Raw genomic sequence first — 18,606 nt, 5'->3', positions numbered from 1 at the left:
GAATCAGTCCGCTCCAAGCGAGCAGAATCACAAACCAGAACAAAATGGCAATGGGGACTGCTGACTGGCTCGCGCATGACCTCCGAAAATCGGAATCGATTTTCGGAAAAGGATCATGCGCAAAATCAAAGTGTTACAGCGTCCTTTGCGCGTCCAAACGGACGCGCGGCGCTGTAATGTCAGGAAACATCCTTCCCGGACTTATCCCCTGTCAGTTCGGCAAGGATCGCTTCGACCGCCTGACGCGCCGCTTCAAAGCCATACCCTGTATCGACGATGAAGTCGGCCTGGCGACGTTTTTCGGCGTCGGGCACCTGCTTGGCGAGGATCGACGAGAACTTCTCCTCGCTCATGCCTGGCCTGGCGAGCACGCGGGCACGCTGGATCTCGGGCGAAGCGGTGACGACCACGACCTTGTCGACGCGATTGCGGCCGCCGGTTTCGAACAGGAGCGGAATGTCGAGCACAGCGACCGGCGCGCCGGCGGCGCGATGCCTGGCGAGAAACGCATCGGCGTCGGCGCGCACCAGCGGATGCACGATCGCTTCCAGTTTCTTCAGCGCGGCGGGATCGGCGAGCACTTGCTGGCCGAGCTTTGCGCGATCGACCACGCCTGCTTGCGTCGTGCCCGGGAAGGCCGCTTCGACCAGCGGCGCTGCCTTGCCGGCGTAGAGACGATGCACGGTCTCGTCGGAATCATGCACCGGCACGCCCGCCTCGGCGAACATTTTCGCAGTGGCGGATTTGCCCATGCCGATCGATCCGGTGAGGCCGAGCACTATCATGACCGTCAATGGCCCTCGATGTCGGCGACGATCAGGCGCCGCAGTTCGGGCGTGACCTCCGGCTTCCTGCCGAACCAGCGTTCGAAACCGGGCACCGCCTGATGCAGCAGCATGCCGAGGCCGTCGACCGTCCTCAGGCCGCGCGCCTTGGCGGCGGCCAGCAAAGGCGTCTCCAGCGGCACATAGACAATATCGGTGACGATGGCATGGTCCGGGAGCCCACCCGGATCGGCGGAAAGCGTCGCATCGTCATGCATGCCGAGCGAGGTGGTGTTGACGAGCAGGCCGGCGTCGGCCAGCAGCTCGCCGACCGCATCCGCGCCATGCGCGGAAACCCCGGCGCCGAACCGGTCGGCGAGTTCACGCGCCCTCGGCAGCGTGCGGTTGACGATGCGGATGTCCTTCACGCCGCGCTGCTTCAGCGCGTGGATGACGGCGCGGGAAGCGCCGCCCGCGCCCAACACCACGGCCGGGCCGTTGCCCGCCCAGCCCAGCGCATATTGGTCGAGATTGCCGGCGAAGCCGATCCAGTCCGAATTGCCGCCCCAGAGCTGGCCGTCGTCCAGCCAGAGCGTATTGACCGCGCCGATCGCCTCGGCCGCCTCGTCGCGGCGGTCGACCAAAGCGAAGGCCGCTTCCTTGTGCGGGATGGTGACATTGCCACCGCGAAGGCCACTCTCCTCGAGCGATCCGAGGAACGCGGCAAGATCTTGCGGCCGCACGTCGATTGCCTGGTAGCTGCCGTCGATGCCGTATGTCGCCAGCCAATGGCCGTGGATCTTGGGCGAGCGCGAATGCGCGATCGGATGTCCGGTGACAAAGGCTTTTTTCTCAGCCATCGATCGCTCCCAGGGCGCGCAGCTCCTGCAGCACCGGCAGCAGCGGCAGACCGACGATGGTGAAATAGTCGCCTTCGATCTTCTCGAACAGCTGGATGCCTTCGCCCTCGATCTGATAGGCGCCGACGCTGGACAAGGCCTTGGCGCCGACGCGGGCCAGATGCCGGCCGATGAAGGCGGGATCGAGATCGCGCATGGTCAAGCTGGCGATGCCGACATGGCGCCACAGCACCTCGCCGTTGCGGCAGAGCACGGCGGCGCTGTTCAATTGATGGGTCTTGCCGGACAAAGCCAGGAGATGCCTCCGCGCGCTTTCCATGTCGGTGGGCTTGTGAAAAATCTCGTCTCCCAGCGACAGCGTCTGGTCGCAGCCGAGCACCAAGGAGCCTGGCTTGCGCTCGCTGACCTCGGCCGCCTTGGCCTCGGCCAGGATCGAGGCGACGTCCTCCGGCGAAACGCCGCTGTCCTTCAGCGGAGCCTCAAGCGCACGCTCGTCGACATCGGCCGGCACCGCCTCGATGTCGAGGCCGGCATTGACGAGCATCGCCTTGCGGTACGGGCTGCCCGAAGCGAGGATGATTTTCTCGGCCATGATGGTTCATCCAACGGCTGCGATCCGTCCAGCACCCCTCATCCGTCTCGGCGCTATCGCGCCGATCCACCTTCTCCCACAAGGGGAGAAGGAAGAGCGCGGCGCCGGCGTCCCGCAAATACTACCAATTTGCAGCGGCGGTAGCGCGGGACTTCCCTTCTCCCCTTGTGGGAGAAGGTGGCCGAGCGAAGCTCGGTCGGATGAGGGGTGTTGGACGAAGCGTCCACTCATATCGCTTGCCCTAGCGTGTCTTTCCCCGCAGGGCAACGATGGCCGCCGCCGTTTCCTCGATGGAGCGGCGGCTGACATCGATCATCGGCCAGCCGTGCCGCGTGCAAAGCTGGCGCGCATAGGCGAGCTCCTCGCTGATCGCGGCGCGGTCGACATAGTCGGTCGACACGAAGGCGGCGCTGCTGCCGAGAATGCGGTTCTGCCGGACATGCGAGATACGCTCGGCCGTGGCAACGAGGCCGACGACAAGCGGCGTCTTGGCGGCGATCAGGCTTTCGGGCAGCGGCACGCCGAGCACGATCGGGATGTTGGCGGTCTTGATGCCGCGATTGGCGAGATAGATGCTGGTCGGTGTCTTCGAGGTGCGCGAGATGCCGATCAGCACGATATCGGCATCGTCCATATTGGCCGGCAGCTGGCCGTCATCATGCTCCATGGTGAAGTTCAACGCATCGATGCGGCGGAAATATTCGGCGTCGAGCACATGCTGGGCGCCGACGCGGCGGCCGGCGGGCGTGCCGAGATAGGATTGGAACACGGTGAGCACCGGTTCCAGCACCGAGACGCAAGGCAGGCCCATGGTGGCGCAGCGTTCGTCGATCGAGCGCGCCAGCTTCTGGTCGACGACCGTATAGAGAATGATGCCGGGCTCCTCCTCGATATCCTCGAAGACCTTGGCTACCTGCTTCTCGGTCCGGATCAGCGGATAGATGTGCTCGATGGCGCGCGCATCCTTGTACTGGGCGGACGCCGCGCGGCCGGCTGCCAGCAAGGTTTCGCCGGTGGCGTCGGAGATCAGATGCAGATGGAAGAAGCTCTGAGGTTTGTTCACAGGGGGTGGGTCCAGGCTGTGGGCAATTGTGGACAAGGCTGGATGGGAAGGCCTTGGCGATGCAGGCGACTGTATCAGATGGCTCGTTGTCCACAATTCGCCGCGCTGTAGGCTTCGTCGCGGTGCTGGGGACAAAACCGGGGATCAACTTTTCTTGGCCGATTCCATCCACAGCACGTAGCCGGGGACGAGGAAGCCAAGCTTTTGACTCGACAGCCTGAATCCGCTTCATCCCCAGATCGCTCCAAATTGCGAAAGCGAGTACGCGACAATATGCTGACTGGCCTTTTCAGGCCGCAGGCTGGACAGGTCGCAACCATCACAACCAACAGACTCTTAGAATCAGAAGACTCTTTTAAAATAGATATTTTATTTAAGAGGGTAGGAGAGGGCGAGCGCAGGATGGCTGGGAAACGGATCATGCTGGACGTCCTCAAGGGCGAGACGGTTTCACCGCCGCCGCTCTGGATGATGCGTCAGGCAGGCCGCTATCTTCCGGAGTATCGTGAGACAAGGAAGCGGGCCGGATCCTTCCTCGATCTCTGCTACGATCCGGACCTTGCCGTGGAAGTGACGCTGCAGCCGATCGAACGCTTCGGCTTCGACGCTTCGATCCTGTTCTCCGACATTCTCGTCGTGCCCAATGCCTTGGGGCGCGATGTCCGTTTCGAAGAGGGTCGCGGGCCGGTCCTGAAGCCGATCACGGCGCCGGAGATTTCGGCGTTGGACGGCGAAACGTTTCACGTGAATCTCGAACCGGTCTACGAGACCGTGCGCCGGTTGCGCGTAAAACTGCCTGAGGCGACGACGCTGATCGGCTTCTGCGGCGCGCCCTGGACGGTGGCGACCTACATGATTGCCGGCCATGGCACGCCGGACCAGGCGCCCGCGCGGCTTTTCGCCTATCGCGAGCCGGGGGCTTTCGCGAAGCTCCTGAAGACACTGGCCGATCATTCGGCCGCCTATCTCATCCGCCAGATCGAGGCAGGCGCGGACGTGGTGCAGATTTTCGATTCGTGGTCCGGCGTGCTGGACGAACCCTCCTTCGAGGCCTTCTGCGTGGCACCGGTGGCCGAGATCGTCCGGCAGGTGAAGGCGGTTCATCCCGGTGTGCCGGTGATCGGTTTTCCGAAAGGCGCCGGCGAACGCTATCGCGACTATAGGAGGAAAACCGGCATTACCGGTCTCGGTCTCGACTGGACCGTGCCGCTGTCGATGGCGAAGGAGCTGCAGCGCGACGGCGCGGTGCAAGGCAATCTCGATCCGCTGCGCCTGGTCGCCGGCGGCAAGGCGCTGGCCGATGGCGTCGATTCCATCCTGAGGACATTGGGAGACGGGCCGCTGATCTTCAACCTCGGCCATGGCATCACGCCGGAAACGCCGGTGGCGCATGTCGAGGCGATGGTGAAAATGGTGAGGAGCCACCGATGAGCAATGCAAGCATCGAGAACAGCACCGGCCAGGCGATGAAACGCATGGCGATCGGCATTGCCGTTCTCGTGGTGCTTACCGCGCTGCTTTATTTGGCGGCGCCCGAAAGTTTCTATCCATGGGCCAAGGCAATCCATGTGATTGCGGTCATCGCCTGGATGGCCGGCATGCTCTATCTGCCGCGGCTCTTCGTCTATCACGTCGATGCCGAGAAAGGCTCGGTGCAGTCCGAGACCTTCAAGGTGATGGAGCGCCGGCTGCTGCGCGGCATCATCAATCCGGCGATGATCGTGACCTGGATGTTCGGGCTTTGGCTTGCCTGGAAAGGGTTCGGATTCCAGGGCGGCTGGCTGCACACCAAGATCGTTCTGGTGCTCATCTTGTCGGGCCTGCACGGCTATCTCGCCGGCGCGGTTAGGAAATTTGCCGAGGACAAGAACGAAAAACCGGCAAGGCACTGGCGGATCGTCAACGAGATCCCCACATTGCTGATGATCGTCATCGTCATCCTGGTCATCGTGAAGCCGTTCTAGGCTTTTTCTTATCCAGCATAAGCCCAGCAAAAGGCGGCTTGCTCTTTCAGACGAGCGACGATACAAGACGGGTCTTCCTTCCCGTCATGCGCCGCCCCTTTCATTGCTTTCGGCCGCGCCCGGCATTTGTCGCATCCAGCCGATTTTCCCTCTCCAAAGCCCACCCAGAGTCTATCTAATGCAAGAAATGAAACTCGCAGAGTTCAAGAACAAGAAGCCGCCAGAGCTGATCGCTTATGCCGAATCGCTCGAGGTGGAGAACGCCAGCGTCATGCGCAAGCAGGAGCTGATGTTCGCGATCCTGAAGAAGCTCGCCGCACAAGACGTCGAGATCATCGGCGAAGGCGTGGTCGAGGTGCTGCAGGACGGTTTCGGCTTCCTGCGCTCGGCCAACGCCAATTACCTGCCGGGTCCCGACGACATCTATATTTCGCCGTCGCAGATCAGGCGTTTTTCGCTGAAGACCGGCGATACGGTCGAAGGACCGATCCGCAGCCCGAAAGAGGGCGAGCGCTATTTCGCGCTGCTCAAGGTCAACACCATCAATTTCGACGATCCGGAAAAGATCCGGCACAAGATCCACTTCGACAATCTGACGCCGCTCTATCCGACCAAGCGGCTGAAGATGGAGGTCGACAATCCGACCAGCAAGGACATCTCGCCGCGCGTGATCGACCTGGTCGCGCCGATCGGCAAGGGACAGCGCGCGCTGATCAACGCGCAGCCGCGTACCGGCAAGACCGTTCTCATGCAGAACATCGCGCACTCGATCACCGCCAACCATCCGGAATGCTACCTGATCGTGCTTCTGATCGATGAGCGGCCGGAAGAGGTGACCGACATGCAGCGCTCGGTGAAGGGCGAGGTGATCTCCTCGACCTTCGACGAGCCGGCGGTGCGCCACGTTCAGGTCGCCGAAATGGTGATCGAGAAGGCCAAGCGACTGGTCGAGCATGGCCGCGACGTGGTGATCCTTCTGGATTCGATCACCCGCCTCGGCCGCGCCTACAACACCGTGGTGCCGTCATCCGGCAAGGTGCTGACCGGCGGTGTCGACGCCAACGCGCTGCAGCGGCCGAAGCGCTTCTTCGGTGCCGCCCGCAACATCGAGGAAGGCGGGTCGCTCACCATCATCGCCACGGCGCTGATCGATACCGGCAGCCGCATGGACGAAGTGATCTTCGAAGAGTTCAAGGGCACCGGCAACTGCGAAATCCAGCTCGACCGCAAGGTGGCCGACAAGCGCATCTATCCGGCGATGGACATCCTCAAGTCCGGTACCCGCAAGGAAGACCTGCTGGTGCCGCGCGCGGACCTGCAGAAGATCTTCGTGCTACGCCGCATCCTGGCGCCGATGGGCACCACTGACGCGATCGAGTTCCTCATCGACAAGCTCAAGCAGACCAAGTCCAACGCCGACTTCTTCGATTCGATGAATACGTGATTGGGCCACCCTCCCCCTTGTGGGGAGGTCGAGCCGCGTAGCGCTCTCCCTTCTCCCCTTGTGGGAGAAGGTGTCGCCGCAGGCGACGGATGAGGGGTGTTCCAGTGAACGCCAACGTCTCACTCCGCTGGAACACCCCTCATCCGTCTCGGCGCTTCGCGCCGATCCACCTTCTCCCACAAGGGGAGAAGGAAAAGGCACTATCGCCGCAACAGCTTCTCTAGCTCACCAGCATCCGTCACAACAGGCAGGCACACCTGGCCGCTGCAGAACCAGGCGCCAGCCTTGTCGGTCGGCGGCAGCATGCCGCCCGGCAGTGTCGGTCGATTCGTCGCCGTTCCGATCGGCACGACGATATCGACCCGGCGCGGATCGGGATTCCGATTCGCGACCGGAACGAGGCTTGGATCGTCCAGCGTATCGACCAGCACCAGCTTCAGCGGCTCGAGCGCGGATGCACAGGCGTTGACGATGCCGGCTTGGCCATAGGTCTGTTGCCCGGCGCGGCCCATGGCATGTTCGGCGGTCGTCCAGGCTTTTTGCCAGAGATCAGGATCGCCGGTGAGCGAAGAGAGCCGCACCAACGCTTCGATGATCTGGCTTGTGGCGGAAGGGATTGCCTCGTCGACGTCGCCGCGGATGCGGATCGGAACGTCGCCGCTGTCCGACGCCGTAAGCCAGTAGCCGGCGTTTTCGCTATCCCGGTGCCAGCGGTCGAGCTCGCCGATGAAGCGCCTGGCGTGATCCGAATAGGCCGGATCGCCGGTCGCCTCGAACAGCGCGATCGCGGCGTTGGTCATTGCGGCGTAGTCGCTCGACAGCGCCGGAAACAGCTTCTTCGCGCCGAGCATGGAGTGCGGCAGGCGACCATCCTTGCTGGCCCCGACAATATGGGTGAAAGCTTTTGCCGCGGCGTTGATCCAGTCTCGTTGTCCAAGGGAGCGCCCAGCCTCCGCCAGCGCTGCAATCATCAGCCCGTTCCAGTCGGTGAGCGCCTTGCCATCGCGGCCCGGCCTGACGCGCTTTTCCCGGACAGCCAGCAGCTTCGTCTTGAACGGTGCGAGCTGAGCATGGTCGGCGACGGCCTGGCGTTGTTGCGTTTCGCTCTGGCGGATGATCGGCTTGCCTTCCCAGCCATGCGGGGCGGCCAGCTCGCAATACCGGAAGAACACCGCGGCATCGTCGCCTAGCGCGGTTTCGATCTCCTCTCGGCTCCAGGTGTAAAAAAGCCCCTCTTCGCCGTCGCTGTCGGCGTCGAGGCTGGCGGCAAAGGCGCCGCCTTCGACCGTCATCTCGCGCAGCAGCCAGGCGCCGGTCTCTTCGATTCGTATCCGGAACAAGCCGTCACCCGTGGCTGCATAGGCCCAGTTGCACAGGCGGATCAGCTGGGCGTTGTCGTAAAGCATCTTCTCGAAATGCGGCACCAGCCATTCGTCATCGGTCGAATAGCGGCTGAGGCCGCCGCCGACATGGTCGTAGATGCCGCCGGCGAGCATTTTTTCCAAGCTGGTGAGCACGGCGTCGCGATGCGCGGTCTTGCCGTCGCGCAGCCAGGACAGCCACAGGGTGTGCATGAAGGGCGCATTGGGGAATTTCGGCGCGCCGCTCAAGCCGCCCCGGTCGTGGTCGATCATGCCGTCGATGCGTCCGGCGAGATTGGCAAGCGTGTCGCGATCAAGCACCGCTTTCCCGCCAGCGCCGGCCAGCCGGGCATCGACATGCGCGGTGAGAGCGTCGGCGCTTTCGGCGAGACTCTGCTGCTTTTCGCGCCAGGCCTTGTCGACCGCTTCCAGCACTTGGATGAAGCCGGGCCGGCCGTAACGCGCCTCGCGTGGGAAGTAGGTGCCGCCCCAGAACGGCTTGCCGTCGGGCGTGAGGAACATGGTCAGCGGCCAGCCGCCCTGCTCTCCCATGGCATGGAGCGCGGCCATGTAGATCTGGTCGATGTCCGGCCGCTCCTCGCGATCGACCTTGATATTCACGTAGAGCCGGTTCATGACGGCCGCCACGGCGTTGTTCTCGAAGCTTTCATGCGCCATCACGTGGCACCAGTGGCAGGCGGCGTAGCCGATGGACAGCAGGATCGGCCGTCCAAGCTCCCTCGCCTCGGCAAGGGCCGCGGGCGACCAGCCGCGCCAGTGGACGGGATTGTCGCTGTGCTGCTGCAGATAGGGGCTGGCCTCTTCGGCAAGCAGGTTTCGCGCGGGCAAGGTCACAGTGGGCGGCTCGGCATGTTGGGTTTGATAAGCAAAGGCTAGGGCGCTTCGGCAGGTCCGGCAAATGGTTTCCCAGATGATGACCTCGAAGGATTCGATCGTAGCGCTTTCGAGCGGCCGGCTGCCCGCCGGCATCGCCGTGATCCGCATTTCCGGCCCGAAGACTCGATTCGTCGTCGAAACGATCGCCGGGTCCGTTAAGGATCGGTTTACCACGTTGCGGAAGCTGAAGGCTGCCGACGGCTCGACGATCGATCGCGGCCTCGTCTTGTTCTTTCCGGGTCCTGGCAGCTTCACCGGCGAAGATGTCGCCGAGTTCCAGGTCCATGGCAGCCGCGCCGTTGCGGCAAAGCTGCTGGAGACCATCACCGGTTTCGAAGGCGTACGGCATGCCGAACCCGGCGAATTCACCCGGCGCGCCTTTCTCAACGGCAAGCTCGACCTGGTCGAGACGGAGGCGCTGGCCGATCTGGTCAATGCCGAGACGGAGGCGCAGCGCCGCTTCGCCTTGCGCAACGCGGAAGGCGCGCAGAGCGAGCTCTATTCGGCATGGCGCCGTCGGCTGATCCATTCGCGAGCCATGATCGAGGCCGAGATCGATTTCGCCGACGAAGAGGACGTGCCGGGCTCCGTTTCGGATGCGGTCTGGTCCGATGTGGCAATGATGATCGATGAGATCGGGCGCCACCTGCAGGGGTTCAAGGCGGCCGAGATCATTCGCGAGGGCTTCGAGGTCGTCATCGTCGGGGCGCCGAATGCCGGCAAGTCCAGCCTGTTCAACGCGCTTGCGCGCCGTGAGGCGGCGATCGTCACGGACGAACCGGGCACCACGCGGGATTTGCTCGAAGTGGTGCTGGATCTCAACGGGATGATGATACGCATGGTCGATACGGCCGGGCTGCGCGATGCCGCGGGGAAGGTCGAGGCGATCGGTATCGAGAGGGCGCGCGCCAGGGCCGGCGAGGCCGACCTCGTCCTATTGCTGGAAGACATTGCCGAGCCGCTGCCGGCCGGCGGCATACCCGCGGATGTGCCACTGCTCAGGATTGGCACGAAGGCCGATCTGGGAGCGGCTCCGTTGCATCAATATGACCTGACTATTTCCTCAACCACTGGAGCCGGGCTTTCCGGGCTTCTGGACGAGATCGGCCGCCGTGCCACGTCCGCAATTGGCGATACGGGAGATGTGCTGCCGTCGAGACTCAGGCATGTGGAATTGCTGGCTGAAGCACGGGACTTTCTCTCGGTGGCGGCGACGGGATTGAGCCAGGAATTGCGGGCGGAGGAATTGCGGCTGGCGGCGGACCGCCTCGGTCAGATCATTGGCGCGGTCGATGTGGAGGATCTGCTCGACGTCATCTTTTCGCAGTTCTGCATCGGGAAGTGATTCACGTGAAACATGACGCGGGGTCTGTCCGGGCGATGATTCACGTGAAACACCCACAAGATGCTCGCGATCGATGTTTCACGTGAAACGAGTCCGGCCTTCGTCCTTGACAGCGCGAGGCAGCGGGGACATGTGTCCGTCAACCTCTGAAACCGGATTCTTGGAAAATGACCAATCACTATGATGTGGTGGTGGTGGGCGGCGGCCATGCCGGGTGCGAGGCGGCGAGCGCCGCGGCGCGCGCCGGCGCCAGGACGGCGCTGGTGACGCTGCGCTTCGACACGATCGGCGTCATGTCCTGCAATCCGGCCATCGGCGGTCTCGGCAAGGGACACCTCGTGCGCGAGATCGACGCCATGGATGGGGTGATGGGCCGCATCGCCGATGCTGCCGGCATCCAGTTCCGGCTGCTCAACCGCCGCAAGGGTCCGGCCGTGCGCGGGCCGCGCACCCAAGCCGACCGTAAGCTCTATCGCCTTGCCATGCAGGCCGCGATCGGCGAGCAGGCCGATCTCGACGTGGTCGAGGGCGAGGTTCTCGACCTCGAAATTGAAGACGGGCGCGTCGCGGCAGTGCTGGTCTCGGGCGACCGGCGGCTGGCCTGCGGCGCGGTGGTGCTGACCACCGGCACCTTCCTGCGCGGCTTGATCCATATTGGCGAGAGAAAGATCGTCGCCGGCCGGATGAACGAGCAGGCAAGCATGGGGTTGTCGGCGACCATGAGCCGGGCGGGCTTCAAGCTCGGGCGCCTGAAGACGGGCACGCCCCCTCGCCTCGACGGCCGTACCATCGACTGGGCATCGCTGGAGAGCCAGGCCGCGGATGAGGATCCGGTGCCGTTCTCGCTGATGACCGATCGGATCGTCAATCCGCAGATCCATTGCGGCATCACGCGGACCATGCCGGCCACGCATGATCTGATCCGCGCCAATCTCGGCCGCTCGGCGATGTATTCGGGCTCGATCGAAGGTGTGGGGCCGCGCTACTGCCCGTCAATCGAGGACAAGATCGTCAAGTTCGGCGACCGCGAGGGCCACCAGATCTTCCTCGAGCCGGAAGGGCTGGACGACGACACCGTCTATCCGAACGGCATCTCGACCTCGCTGCCGGAGGACGTCCAATTCGATATTCTGAAGACCATCCCGGGGCTTGAAAAGGCGACGATGCTGCAGCCCGGCTACGCCATCGAGTATGACCATGTCGATCCGCGCGAGCTGAAGACGACACTGGAGACCAAGCGCATCGCCGGGCTGTTCCTGGCCGGTCAGATCAACGGCACGACCGGCTATGAAGAGGCCGGCGCGCAAGGGTTGCTCGCCGGGATCAACGCCGCGCGCAAGGCTTCCGACGGCGAGCCGGTCGTGCTCAGCCGCACCGAGGCCTATATCGGTGTGATGGTCGACGACCTGACCAGCCGCGGCATCGCCGAGCCCTACCGCATGTTCACCTCGCGCGCCGAGTTCCGGCTTTCGCTGCGCGCCGACAATGCCGACGAGCGGTTGACGCCGCTGGCCGCGACGCTTGGCATTGCGTCTTCCGAGCGGTTGCAGCGTTTTGGCCAAATGGCCGAGAGACTCGACCATGCCCGCGCGCTGGCAAAATCCGTTACCTGGACGCCGAACGAAGCGGCGCGGCATGGGCTGGAGATCAACAAGGACGGCGTGCGGCGCTCGGCCTATGAGCTGCTGACGCATCCAGGCGTCGACATGGCTTGGCTGTCGCGTGTCGAGCTGCGCTTTGCCGCGCTTGACGCCAAGACGGCGGAGAGGCTCGAAACGGAGGCGAAATATTCCGTCTATCTGGATCGCCAGCAAGCCGATGTCGCGCAGATCAGGCACGAGGAATCGCGGCTCATCCCCGAGACCGTCGACTTTTCGAATGTCCCCGGGCTGTCGAACGAGCTGAAGCAGAAAATGAAGACGCGCCAGCCGCGTTCGATCGCCGACGCGCAGCGCATGGAGGGCATGACACCCGCGGCGCTCGCCATCATTGTCGCGCATGTCCGCAACGCCGAGCTCGCCGCACGAAGGGACGTTGCGTGAGCGCCTGGGACGATCTGCAAAAGGCGGCGGGTCCGGTTTCACGTGAAACATTCGAGCGGCTGCAAGGTTTCGAACAGCTGTTCCTGAAATGGAACCGCAGCATCAATCTGGCGGCGCCGTCGACGCTGGACGATGTCTGGCGCCGCCACATCCTGGACAGCGCCCAGCTGGCGCGAATCGCACCCGCCGCGACACGCTGGGTCGACCTCGGTTCGGGCGGCGGTTTTCCCGGGCTGGTGCTTGGCTTCCTGCTGGCCGAGCGTCCCGGCGCGTCGATCGACCTGGTCGAAAGCAACCGCAAGAAAGCCTCGTTCCTGCAATCCGTCATCGGCCAGTTCGACCTGCCGGCGCGAGTCTTGGCCAAGCGCATCGATGACAGCTATGCAATTGTTTCCACACCGGAAATCGTCACGGCCCGGGCCCTGGCGGCGTTGCCTGATCTACTCGATCTGTCGGCGCCCTGGCTGAGCAAAGGGGCGCGCGCGCTTTTCCACAAAGGGCGGGATTACCGCACCGAAGTGGAAGAAAGCACTCACCGCTGGACCTTCGATCTGGTAGAACACCCGAGCATGACCGACGCCCACGGCGTCATCCTGGAAATCAGCGACTTGCGCCCGGCGAAACCGCAATGAATCACTGGCATAAACCCATGAAAACTGGACCGCGTATCATCACAGTCGCCAACCAGAAGGGTGGCGTCGGGAAGACGACAACGGCCATCAACCTGGCCACGGCGCTGGCCGCCATCGGCGAGCGCGTGCTGATCGTCGACCTCGATCCGCAGGGCAATGCCAGCACCGGGCTCGGCATCGACCGCAAGGACCGCACAACCTCGTCCTATGACGTCTTGACCGGTGAGTTGGAATTGGAGGCGGCCGCGGTGCCGACGGCGGTACCGGGCTTGTCGATCATTCCCTCGACGCTCGACCTGCTCGGCATCGAGATGGAGATCGCCTCGGCGCCGGACCGGGTGCTCAAGTTGCGCAACGCGCTGCGCGCGGCCGCCGAGCGTTCGGCGCCGTTCGGCTATGTGCTGATCGACTGCCCGCCCTCGCTCAACCTTTTGACCTTGAATTCAATGGCGGCGGCCGATTCCGTTCTCGTGCCGCTGCAATGCGAATTCTTCGCGCTGGAAGGCCTCAGCCAGTTGCTGGAAACGGTCGAGCAGGTGCGCGGCACGATCAATCCGGACCTCACCATCCAGGGCATCGTGCTCACCATGTATGACGGCCGCAACAACCTCGCCAACCAGGTGGTGCAGGACGTGCGCACGCATATGGGCGACAAGGTCTACGAGACGATCATTCCGCGCAATGTGCGCGTCTCCGAGGCGCCGTCCTACGGCAAGCCGGCGATCCTCTACGATCTCAAATGCTCGGGCAGCCAGGCCTATCTGCAGCTCGCCTCTGAGGTGATCCGCCGCGAGCGCAAGCTGCGCGCCGCCTGAGCCGAGGCCAGCGTCAGCCTTGGTTAACTAGCCGATTCGATCCCGAAACGATCTGGACAAACTCATGAGCGAAGACCAATCAAGAAAAAGACTGGGCCGTGGCCTCGCGGCGCTGATCGGTGAAATCGACCGTCCGGCCGCTCCGGAGAAGCCGAGCGCGGTCGTGGCGGCCGACGGCAAGGTGCCGATCGAGTTCGTCAGTCCGAACCCGAAAAATCCGCGCCGGCACTTCGGCGATGCCGAGCTCACCGACCTTGCCCAGTCGATCCGCGAGCATGGCGTGGTGCAGCCGGTGGTGGCGCGCCCCTCGCCGTCGCAGCCCGGGCGCTACGAGATCATCGCCGGCGAACGGCGCTGGCGGGCGGCGCAGCGCGCGGGCCTGACCGAGATCCCGCTCATCGTGCGCGACGTCAACGACCGCACGGCGCTGGAACTGGCGATCATCGAGAATGTGCAGCGCGCCGATCTCAATCCGGTCGAGGAGGCGCACGGCTATCAGCAGCTCATCGACGAACATGGCTACACGCAGGCCGATCTCGGCCAGGTCATCGGCAAGAGCCGCAGCCATGTCGCCAACACGCTGAGGCTGCTCAAGCTGCCCAATGTCATCCACGACATGCTGGTCCACGGCGATTTGTCGGCCGGCCATGCCCGCACGCTGGTCACCGCCGAGGATCCAGCGGGGCTTGCCAAGCGCATCGTCAAGGAAGGGCTCTCGGTACGCCAGGCCGAGGCGCTGGCGCAGATGCCGGCCGGCCCGACGCCGGTGAAAACCAAGTCGGCCGCGAGCGCGCCGGACAAGGATCCCGACACGCTGGCGCTCGAGAAGCTGATAACCGACACGATCGGCATGATCGTCAGCATCGAGCACAAGGGCAAGGGCGGGACGCTCAAGGTCAGCTATCGCTCGCTGGAGCAGCTTGACGAGCTCTACCGGCGGCTGAAGGCCGAGCGGTAGGGCTCTGGGGCGTCACGGTATTTAGCCGGCATATGAGGTTTTGGCTTAAGGTTGGATACGCCTGATATATCGGTGATCGACAAAAAGGGCTGGCAATGTGCCGGCCCTTTTCCTTGGCGGCGTTGATCGGCGAAGGCGGTGGCGACAGCCGATCTCTCCATTTGTCGTGGCGGGGATGCCCGACGGGGACAGAAAGGCGCGAAGAGGCGCGATTTTTACCTCGCTCGTCATTCTAGGCGGAGCAAGGAGCGAAGCGACGCGCGCAGACTCTAGAATCCATGCCGTGACGCTAAGGCGTTGCAGCGGTTACAGAATTCTGCACCGTTGCGCTCTGCCGCAGAGGTCACGGCATGGATACTCGGGTCAAGCCCGAGTATGACGAAGCGCGGGACTCACCAGGAGCCGAGTACTGATACGCTGGCGAGACAGCGTCTGTCGGAGCTCGCGGCTTGACAGTGCAGGGCAACGGCGTAACCTCTATTAGTCACAACTTAAATTATGCCCTGGCGTGCCGATCAGTCGCGGTGAGGGCTATCTGCCGTTCCTGTCCGTGAATGGCACCGCCTCGCCTAAGCGATATGCCGACGCGCCTGACGCAAATGGGAGGTGCAAGTGGCAGTCAGTTGGCAATTGTCCGGAAGTTACTTCGAAAACTGCAATTGCGATGTCGTGTGTCCTTGCCTGCTGTCCACCAACGCGCAGCTGACATCGAAGCCGACGAGAGGCGTTTGCGACGTCGGCCTGGTCTTCCACATCGACAAGGGCAAATACGGTGAGGTTCCATTGGATGGCCTCAACGTTGCGATGGTTGCGCACGCGCCGGGCCCGATGGCGGACGGCAACTGGACGGCTGCCGCCTATATCGACGAAAAGGCTGACGACAAGCAGATGGAGGCGCTGGGCGCGATCTTCACCGGCGCCGCGGGCGGTCCTATGGCGGTGCTGGCACCCATGATCGGCACGAATCTCGGGGCCAAGAAGGTGCCGATTGACTACCGGGTCGACGGCAAGAAGCGGTCGGCGGAGATTGCGGGCATCATGCGGATGGCGGTGGAACCGCTGCCGACGATGCGCGAGGACGGGCAGATGTGGGCAGCCACGGGTCATCCCGTCAACCCCGACTGGCTGGGTCTGGCGATGGGGGCAGAGGGCAGCACATTCAGCGACCACGGCGTGAGCTGGGACAATTCCCGCCGGAACGGGCACTACGCGCCGATCAACTGGTCCGGCCAGCAGTAACACCTGGCCGCAGGGTCGGAACGGGACTCGCTTCCATGACATTGACGTTGCAGCGAAACGTCATCCTCGCGCTGTTGATCGCGGTCGCCGCGGTGGCGTGGTCCGTGCTTGTCTGGCAGCGGATCGGCATGGGCGCGGACATGCGCATGGACATGTATTCGCCGACAATGGGTATGGCGGCGCCGCTGTTTCTTGCCGTCTGGACGATCATGATGATCGCCATGATGTTTCCGACGGCCGCGCCCATGATCCTGACGTTTCACCAGGTGCAAGCCGGTAAACAGGGGCGCGGCGAAACCTTTGTCTCGACCTGGGTGTTCGTGGCCGGCTACATGCTGGTCTGGGGCGGGATGGGCGTTCTCGCCTTTGCCGGCGCGGCCGGCGCGGAGTTGCTTGACCGGCATGTGGGAATGTCTACGGCGACCGCGGCGCGCATCGGCGGCGCGCTGCTGGTCGTTGCGGGCGCCTATCAGCTCTCGCCGCTGAAAGATCTCTGCCTGGCCAAATGCCGTACGCCAATCGGGTTTATCCTGACCTCATGGCGCGATGGCCGCCGGGGCGCGGTGCGCATGGGCCTGGAGCACGGACTCTTTTGCCTGGGCTGCTGCTGGCTGTTGTTTCTCGCCCTTTTTCCGCTCGGGATCATGAACGTCGCCGCGATGGCGGTGGTCACCTTGCTGATCTTTGCCGAAAAGACCCTCTCGTCAGGAGAGGGGATAGCCAAGGTGTCGGGTGTCGCGCTGCTCCTTTATGGCGCGGCGGTGCTGGTCTTTCCGCAGGCGCTGCCAACCTTCCAGGCGATGGACGGAATGACGATGAACTGAGCGGCAGAACCCGGCCAATGAAGATCAGCGTTAAGAATAGTTTGCGCCTGATATATCGGTGATAGCTGACAAGGCCCGGCCGCTGCGCTGGTCCTTCTTGTTGGTGGCGATTGGCGAAAGCGGCGGTGACGGCCAATCTCCCCCTTGTGGGGGAAATGCCCGACAGGGCAGAGGGGGCGCGAAGGAATGCCCACCTTTCCGCCCTGGGCTACACGCGCCTAGAGATAACTCGGGGCGGTGCCGCTGTGATTGAGAAGTCGGCGGGACAGCGCCCCCCTCTGTCCTGCCGGACATCTCCCCCACAAGGGGGGAGATCAGCTAATCGCCTACCGTTGCCCCAGCCTGGCGCTTTCCACCGCAATGCCGAGCAATGCTTGTCTTGCCAGGGCTTCCGACAGGTCAGGCCGCTTGCGCGTCTGCAGCACCGCTGTCTGCAGGCGGTTCAATGCGCGGCCAAGTGCTTCGACATTCCAGCGCTCGAGCGTCTTTTCCACCAGCTTGCGGCGGGAGAAGAAAACCGGCGGGCGGGCGCCGGCGACGACCGAGGCGGCGTTGCGGCCGCCGGTCTCCATCTGGCCGCGCATCACCTGCATGGCCTGCAATTGCCGCATCGCCGAGGACAGCACCAGGAAAGGATGGCCGCCTGACTGGCAGTGGCGATTGAAAGCAATGTCGAAGTCGCCGACCTTGCCGCCCAGCACGGCGTCGACCGCGGCGTCGAAAGAGGCGCCGGAGACATCGCCCGACAGCGCGCTGACGTCATCGATATCGATCTCGCTGCGGCCGTGGGCGTAGAGCACCAGCTTCTCGATCTCGCCGCGCGAGGCCAGCCGGTCGCCGCCGAGGTTGCGGCGCAGCGCCTGCCTGGCCTCGAGCGTCATCGACATGCCGGCCTTGCGTAGCTCGTCGTCGATCACCGAATCCAGGTCGCGGGCTTCGTCGGCATAGCAAGGCAAGGCAATGGCGTTGCCGGCAGCCTCGACAATGGCCCGCAAGCCGGTGCCCTTCTTCAGGTCGCCGGCCTCGATGAGGATGATGGCGTCGCGTGCGGGCTCGGCGGTCAGCGCCTTGATGTCGTCGGCCAACGCCTTCTGGCCGCTGGCGTTGCGCACCCAAAGCAGTCGCCGGTCGGAAAACATCGGCACCGTGCGCGCCTCGTCGAGCAGCCGGCCCTCGTCGCGGTCGACTTCCCCCCCATCGAGCTTGACCACGGAGAACGGGTCGTCGAGCGGCAGGCCCGTCTTGGCGGCAAAGGTCTTCGCCCGCTCGGCGACGAGGCCGCGGTCGGGGCCGTAAAGCAGCACGATCGCCATAGACGGGTCCGGCCGGGTCAGCCACGAATCGACCTCGTATCCTTTCTTCTGTGCCATGCGGGGTGAGTAGCATGAGGCGGGGTGGCGGAACCAGCGTCCTCTCCTTCTCCCCTTGTGGGAGAAGGTGGCCGCGAAGCGGCCGGATGAGGGGTGTTCTAGGGAAAGCCAGCGTCTCACTCCGCTGGAACACCCCTCATCCGTCTCGGCGCTATCGCGCCGATCCACCTTCTCCCACAAGATCCTATGAGGGCGTGGATGGCGGCGCGATGTTTCGCCAAGATTGGTTTTCCACCCACGCAACAAGGGAGAAGACCGATGTCGCATGACCAATCGAGTATCGCATCGAGCGCCGCCACCCGTGGCCATCATGGCGCAGTCACAGCCTCTTTGGAACTGAGCACAACGAAGTGGCTGGTGAGCGTGCAATCGCCGGGCAGCGAGCGGTTGTCGCGGCACGTGCTTGCCGCGGGCGATGTGGGCGGGCTTTTGGCGC

16 protein-coding genes are annotated in these 18,606 nt (G+C 63.8%); 10 read left to right on the top strand and 6 right to left on the bottom strand.

Annotation, left to right across the window (positions count from 1 at the left end; translation table 11 throughout):
• Nucleotides 1-179 precede the first annotated feature (179 nt).
• From coaE to YU3_RS0129375, 4 genes are all read right to left on the bottom strand, one after another.
• Nucleotides 180-785, bottom strand: a complete 606-nt coding sequence (gene coaE, locus YU3_RS0129390; protein ID WP_027169576.1) for a dephospho-CoA kinase — start codon at nt 783-785, stop codon at nt 180-182.
• 5 nt (nt 786-790) lie between these two features.
• Complete coding sequence (locus YU3_RS0129385; RefSeq protein WP_027169575.1) at nt 791-1,624, bottom strand: shikimate dehydrogenase; 834 nt, start codon at nt 1,622-1,624, stop codon at nt 791-793.
• The gene (locus YU3_RS0129380) at nt 1,617-2,216 is read right to left on the bottom strand and encodes a Maf-like protein (protein WP_027169574.1); all 600 of its coding nucleotides are present in this window, start codon (nt 2,214-2,216) and stop codon (nt 1,617-1,619) included. The genes YU3_RS0129385 and YU3_RS0129380 overlap by 8 nt, the downstream gene beginning before the upstream one ends.
• Nucleotides 2,217-2,457: 241 nt before the next feature.
• On the bottom strand, nt 2,458-3,279 hold the full coding sequence (locus YU3_RS0129375; protein WP_027169573.1) for a pyruvate, water dikinase regulatory protein: 822 nt from the start codon (nt 3,277-3,279) through the stop codon (nt 2,458-2,460).
• A gap of 402 nt (nt 3,280-3,681) precedes the next feature.
• Here YU3_RS0129375 and hemE point away from each other — a divergent pair, with 402 nt between their 5' ends.
• From hemE to rho, 3 genes are all read left to right on the top strand, one after another.
• Nucleotides 3,682-4,710, top strand: a complete 1,029-nt coding sequence (hemE, locus tag YU3_RS0129370) for a uroporphyrinogen decarboxylase (RefSeq protein ID WP_027169572.1) — start codon at nt 3,682-3,684, stop codon at nt 4,708-4,710.
• The gene (gene hemJ, locus YU3_RS0129365) at nt 4,707-5,243 is read left to right on the top strand and encodes a protoporphyrinogen oxidase HemJ (RefSeq protein WP_027169571.1); all 537 of its coding nucleotides are present in this window, start codon (nt 4,707-4,709) and stop codon (nt 5,241-5,243) included. The genes hemE and hemJ overlap by 4 nt, the downstream gene beginning before the upstream one ends.
• A gap of 178 nt (nt 5,244-5,421) precedes the next feature.
• A complete protein-coding gene (gene rho, locus YU3_RS0129360) occupies nt 5,422-6,687 on the top strand; it encodes a transcription termination factor Rho (protein WP_027169570.1) in 1,266 nt (421 codons plus the stop codon).
• Nucleotides 6,688-6,887: 200 nt separating this feature from the next.
• Here rho and YU3_RS0129355 read toward each other — a convergent pair whose 3' ends face one another.
• A complete protein-coding gene (locus tag YU3_RS0129355) occupies nt 6,888-8,903 on the bottom strand; it encodes a thioredoxin domain-containing protein (protein WP_027169569.1) in 2,016 nt (671 codons plus the stop codon).
• A gap of 79 nt (nt 8,904-8,982) precedes the next feature.
• Between YU3_RS0129355 and mnmE the strand changes: the two genes are divergently transcribed.
• The 7 genes from mnmE to YU3_RS0129320 all read left to right on the top strand — a co-directional run bounded on the left by mnmE (nt 8,983) and on the right by YU3_RS0129320 (nt 16,800).
• On the top strand, nt 8,983-10,290 hold the full coding sequence (gene mnmE / locus YU3_RS0129350; protein WP_027169568.1) for a tRNA uridine-5-carboxymethylaminomethyl(34) synthesis GTPase MnmE: 1,308 nt from the start codon (nt 8,983-8,985) through the stop codon (nt 10,288-10,290).
• Nucleotides 10,291-10,457: 167 nt separating this feature from the next.
• The gene (gene mnmG, locus YU3_RS0129345; protein WP_027169567.1) at nt 10,458-12,332 is read left to right on the top strand and encodes a tRNA uridine-5-carboxymethylaminomethyl(34) synthesis enzyme MnmG; all 1,875 of its coding nucleotides are present in this window, start codon (nt 10,458-10,460) and stop codon (nt 12,330-12,332) included.
• Entirely contained in the window at nt 12,329-12,964 is a 636-nt protein-coding gene (gene rsmG / locus YU3_RS0129340; protein WP_027169566.1) for a 16S rRNA (guanine(527)-N(7))-methyltransferase RsmG, read from the top strand. The genes mnmG and rsmG overlap by 4 nt, the downstream gene beginning before the upstream one ends.
• Before the next feature lie 17 nt (nt 12,965-12,981).
• Nucleotides 12,982-13,779, top strand: coding sequence for a ParA family protein (locus tag YU3_RS0129335; protein ID WP_027169565.1), 798 nt, complete (start codon nt 12,982-12,984; stop codon nt 13,777-13,779).
• A gap of 64 nt (nt 13,780-13,843) precedes the next feature.
• Nucleotides 13,844-14,737, top strand: coding sequence for a ParB/RepB/Spo0J family partition protein (locus YU3_RS0129330; protein ID WP_027169564.1), 894 nt, complete (start codon nt 13,844-13,846; stop codon nt 14,735-14,737).
• A 606-nt stretch (nt 14,738-15,343) separates the two neighbouring features.
• Nucleotides 15,344-15,976 (top strand): DUF1326 domain-containing protein, encoded by a 633-nt coding sequence (locus YU3_RS0129325; RefSeq protein ID WP_027169563.1) that lies wholly within the window; start codon nt 15,344-15,346, stop codon nt 15,974-15,976.
• Between the two features lie 35 nt (nt 15,977-16,011).
• A complete protein-coding gene (locus YU3_RS0129320; RefSeq protein WP_027169562.1) occupies nt 16,012-16,800 on the top strand; it encodes a DUF2182 domain-containing protein in 789 nt (262 codons plus the stop codon).
• Nucleotides 16,801-17,126: 326 nt separating this feature from the next.
• On the opposite strand, the gene holA is transcribed toward YU3_RS0129320, so the two are convergent.
• On the bottom strand, nt 17,127-18,170 hold the full coding sequence (holA, locus tag YU3_RS0129315) for a DNA polymerase III subunit delta (RefSeq protein WP_027169561.1): 1,044 nt from the start codon (nt 18,168-18,170) through the stop codon (nt 17,127-17,129).
• Between the last annotated feature and the right edge of the window lie 436 nt (nt 18,171-18,606).

Source organism: Mesorhizobium sp. WSM3224 (assembly GCF_000427725.1).
In the GTDB taxonomy this organism is placed as follows: domain Bacteria; phylum Pseudomonadota; class Alphaproteobacteria; order Rhizobiales; family Rhizobiaceae; genus Mesorhizobium.
This window is presented reverse-complemented; position numbering and strand designations above follow the sequence as displayed.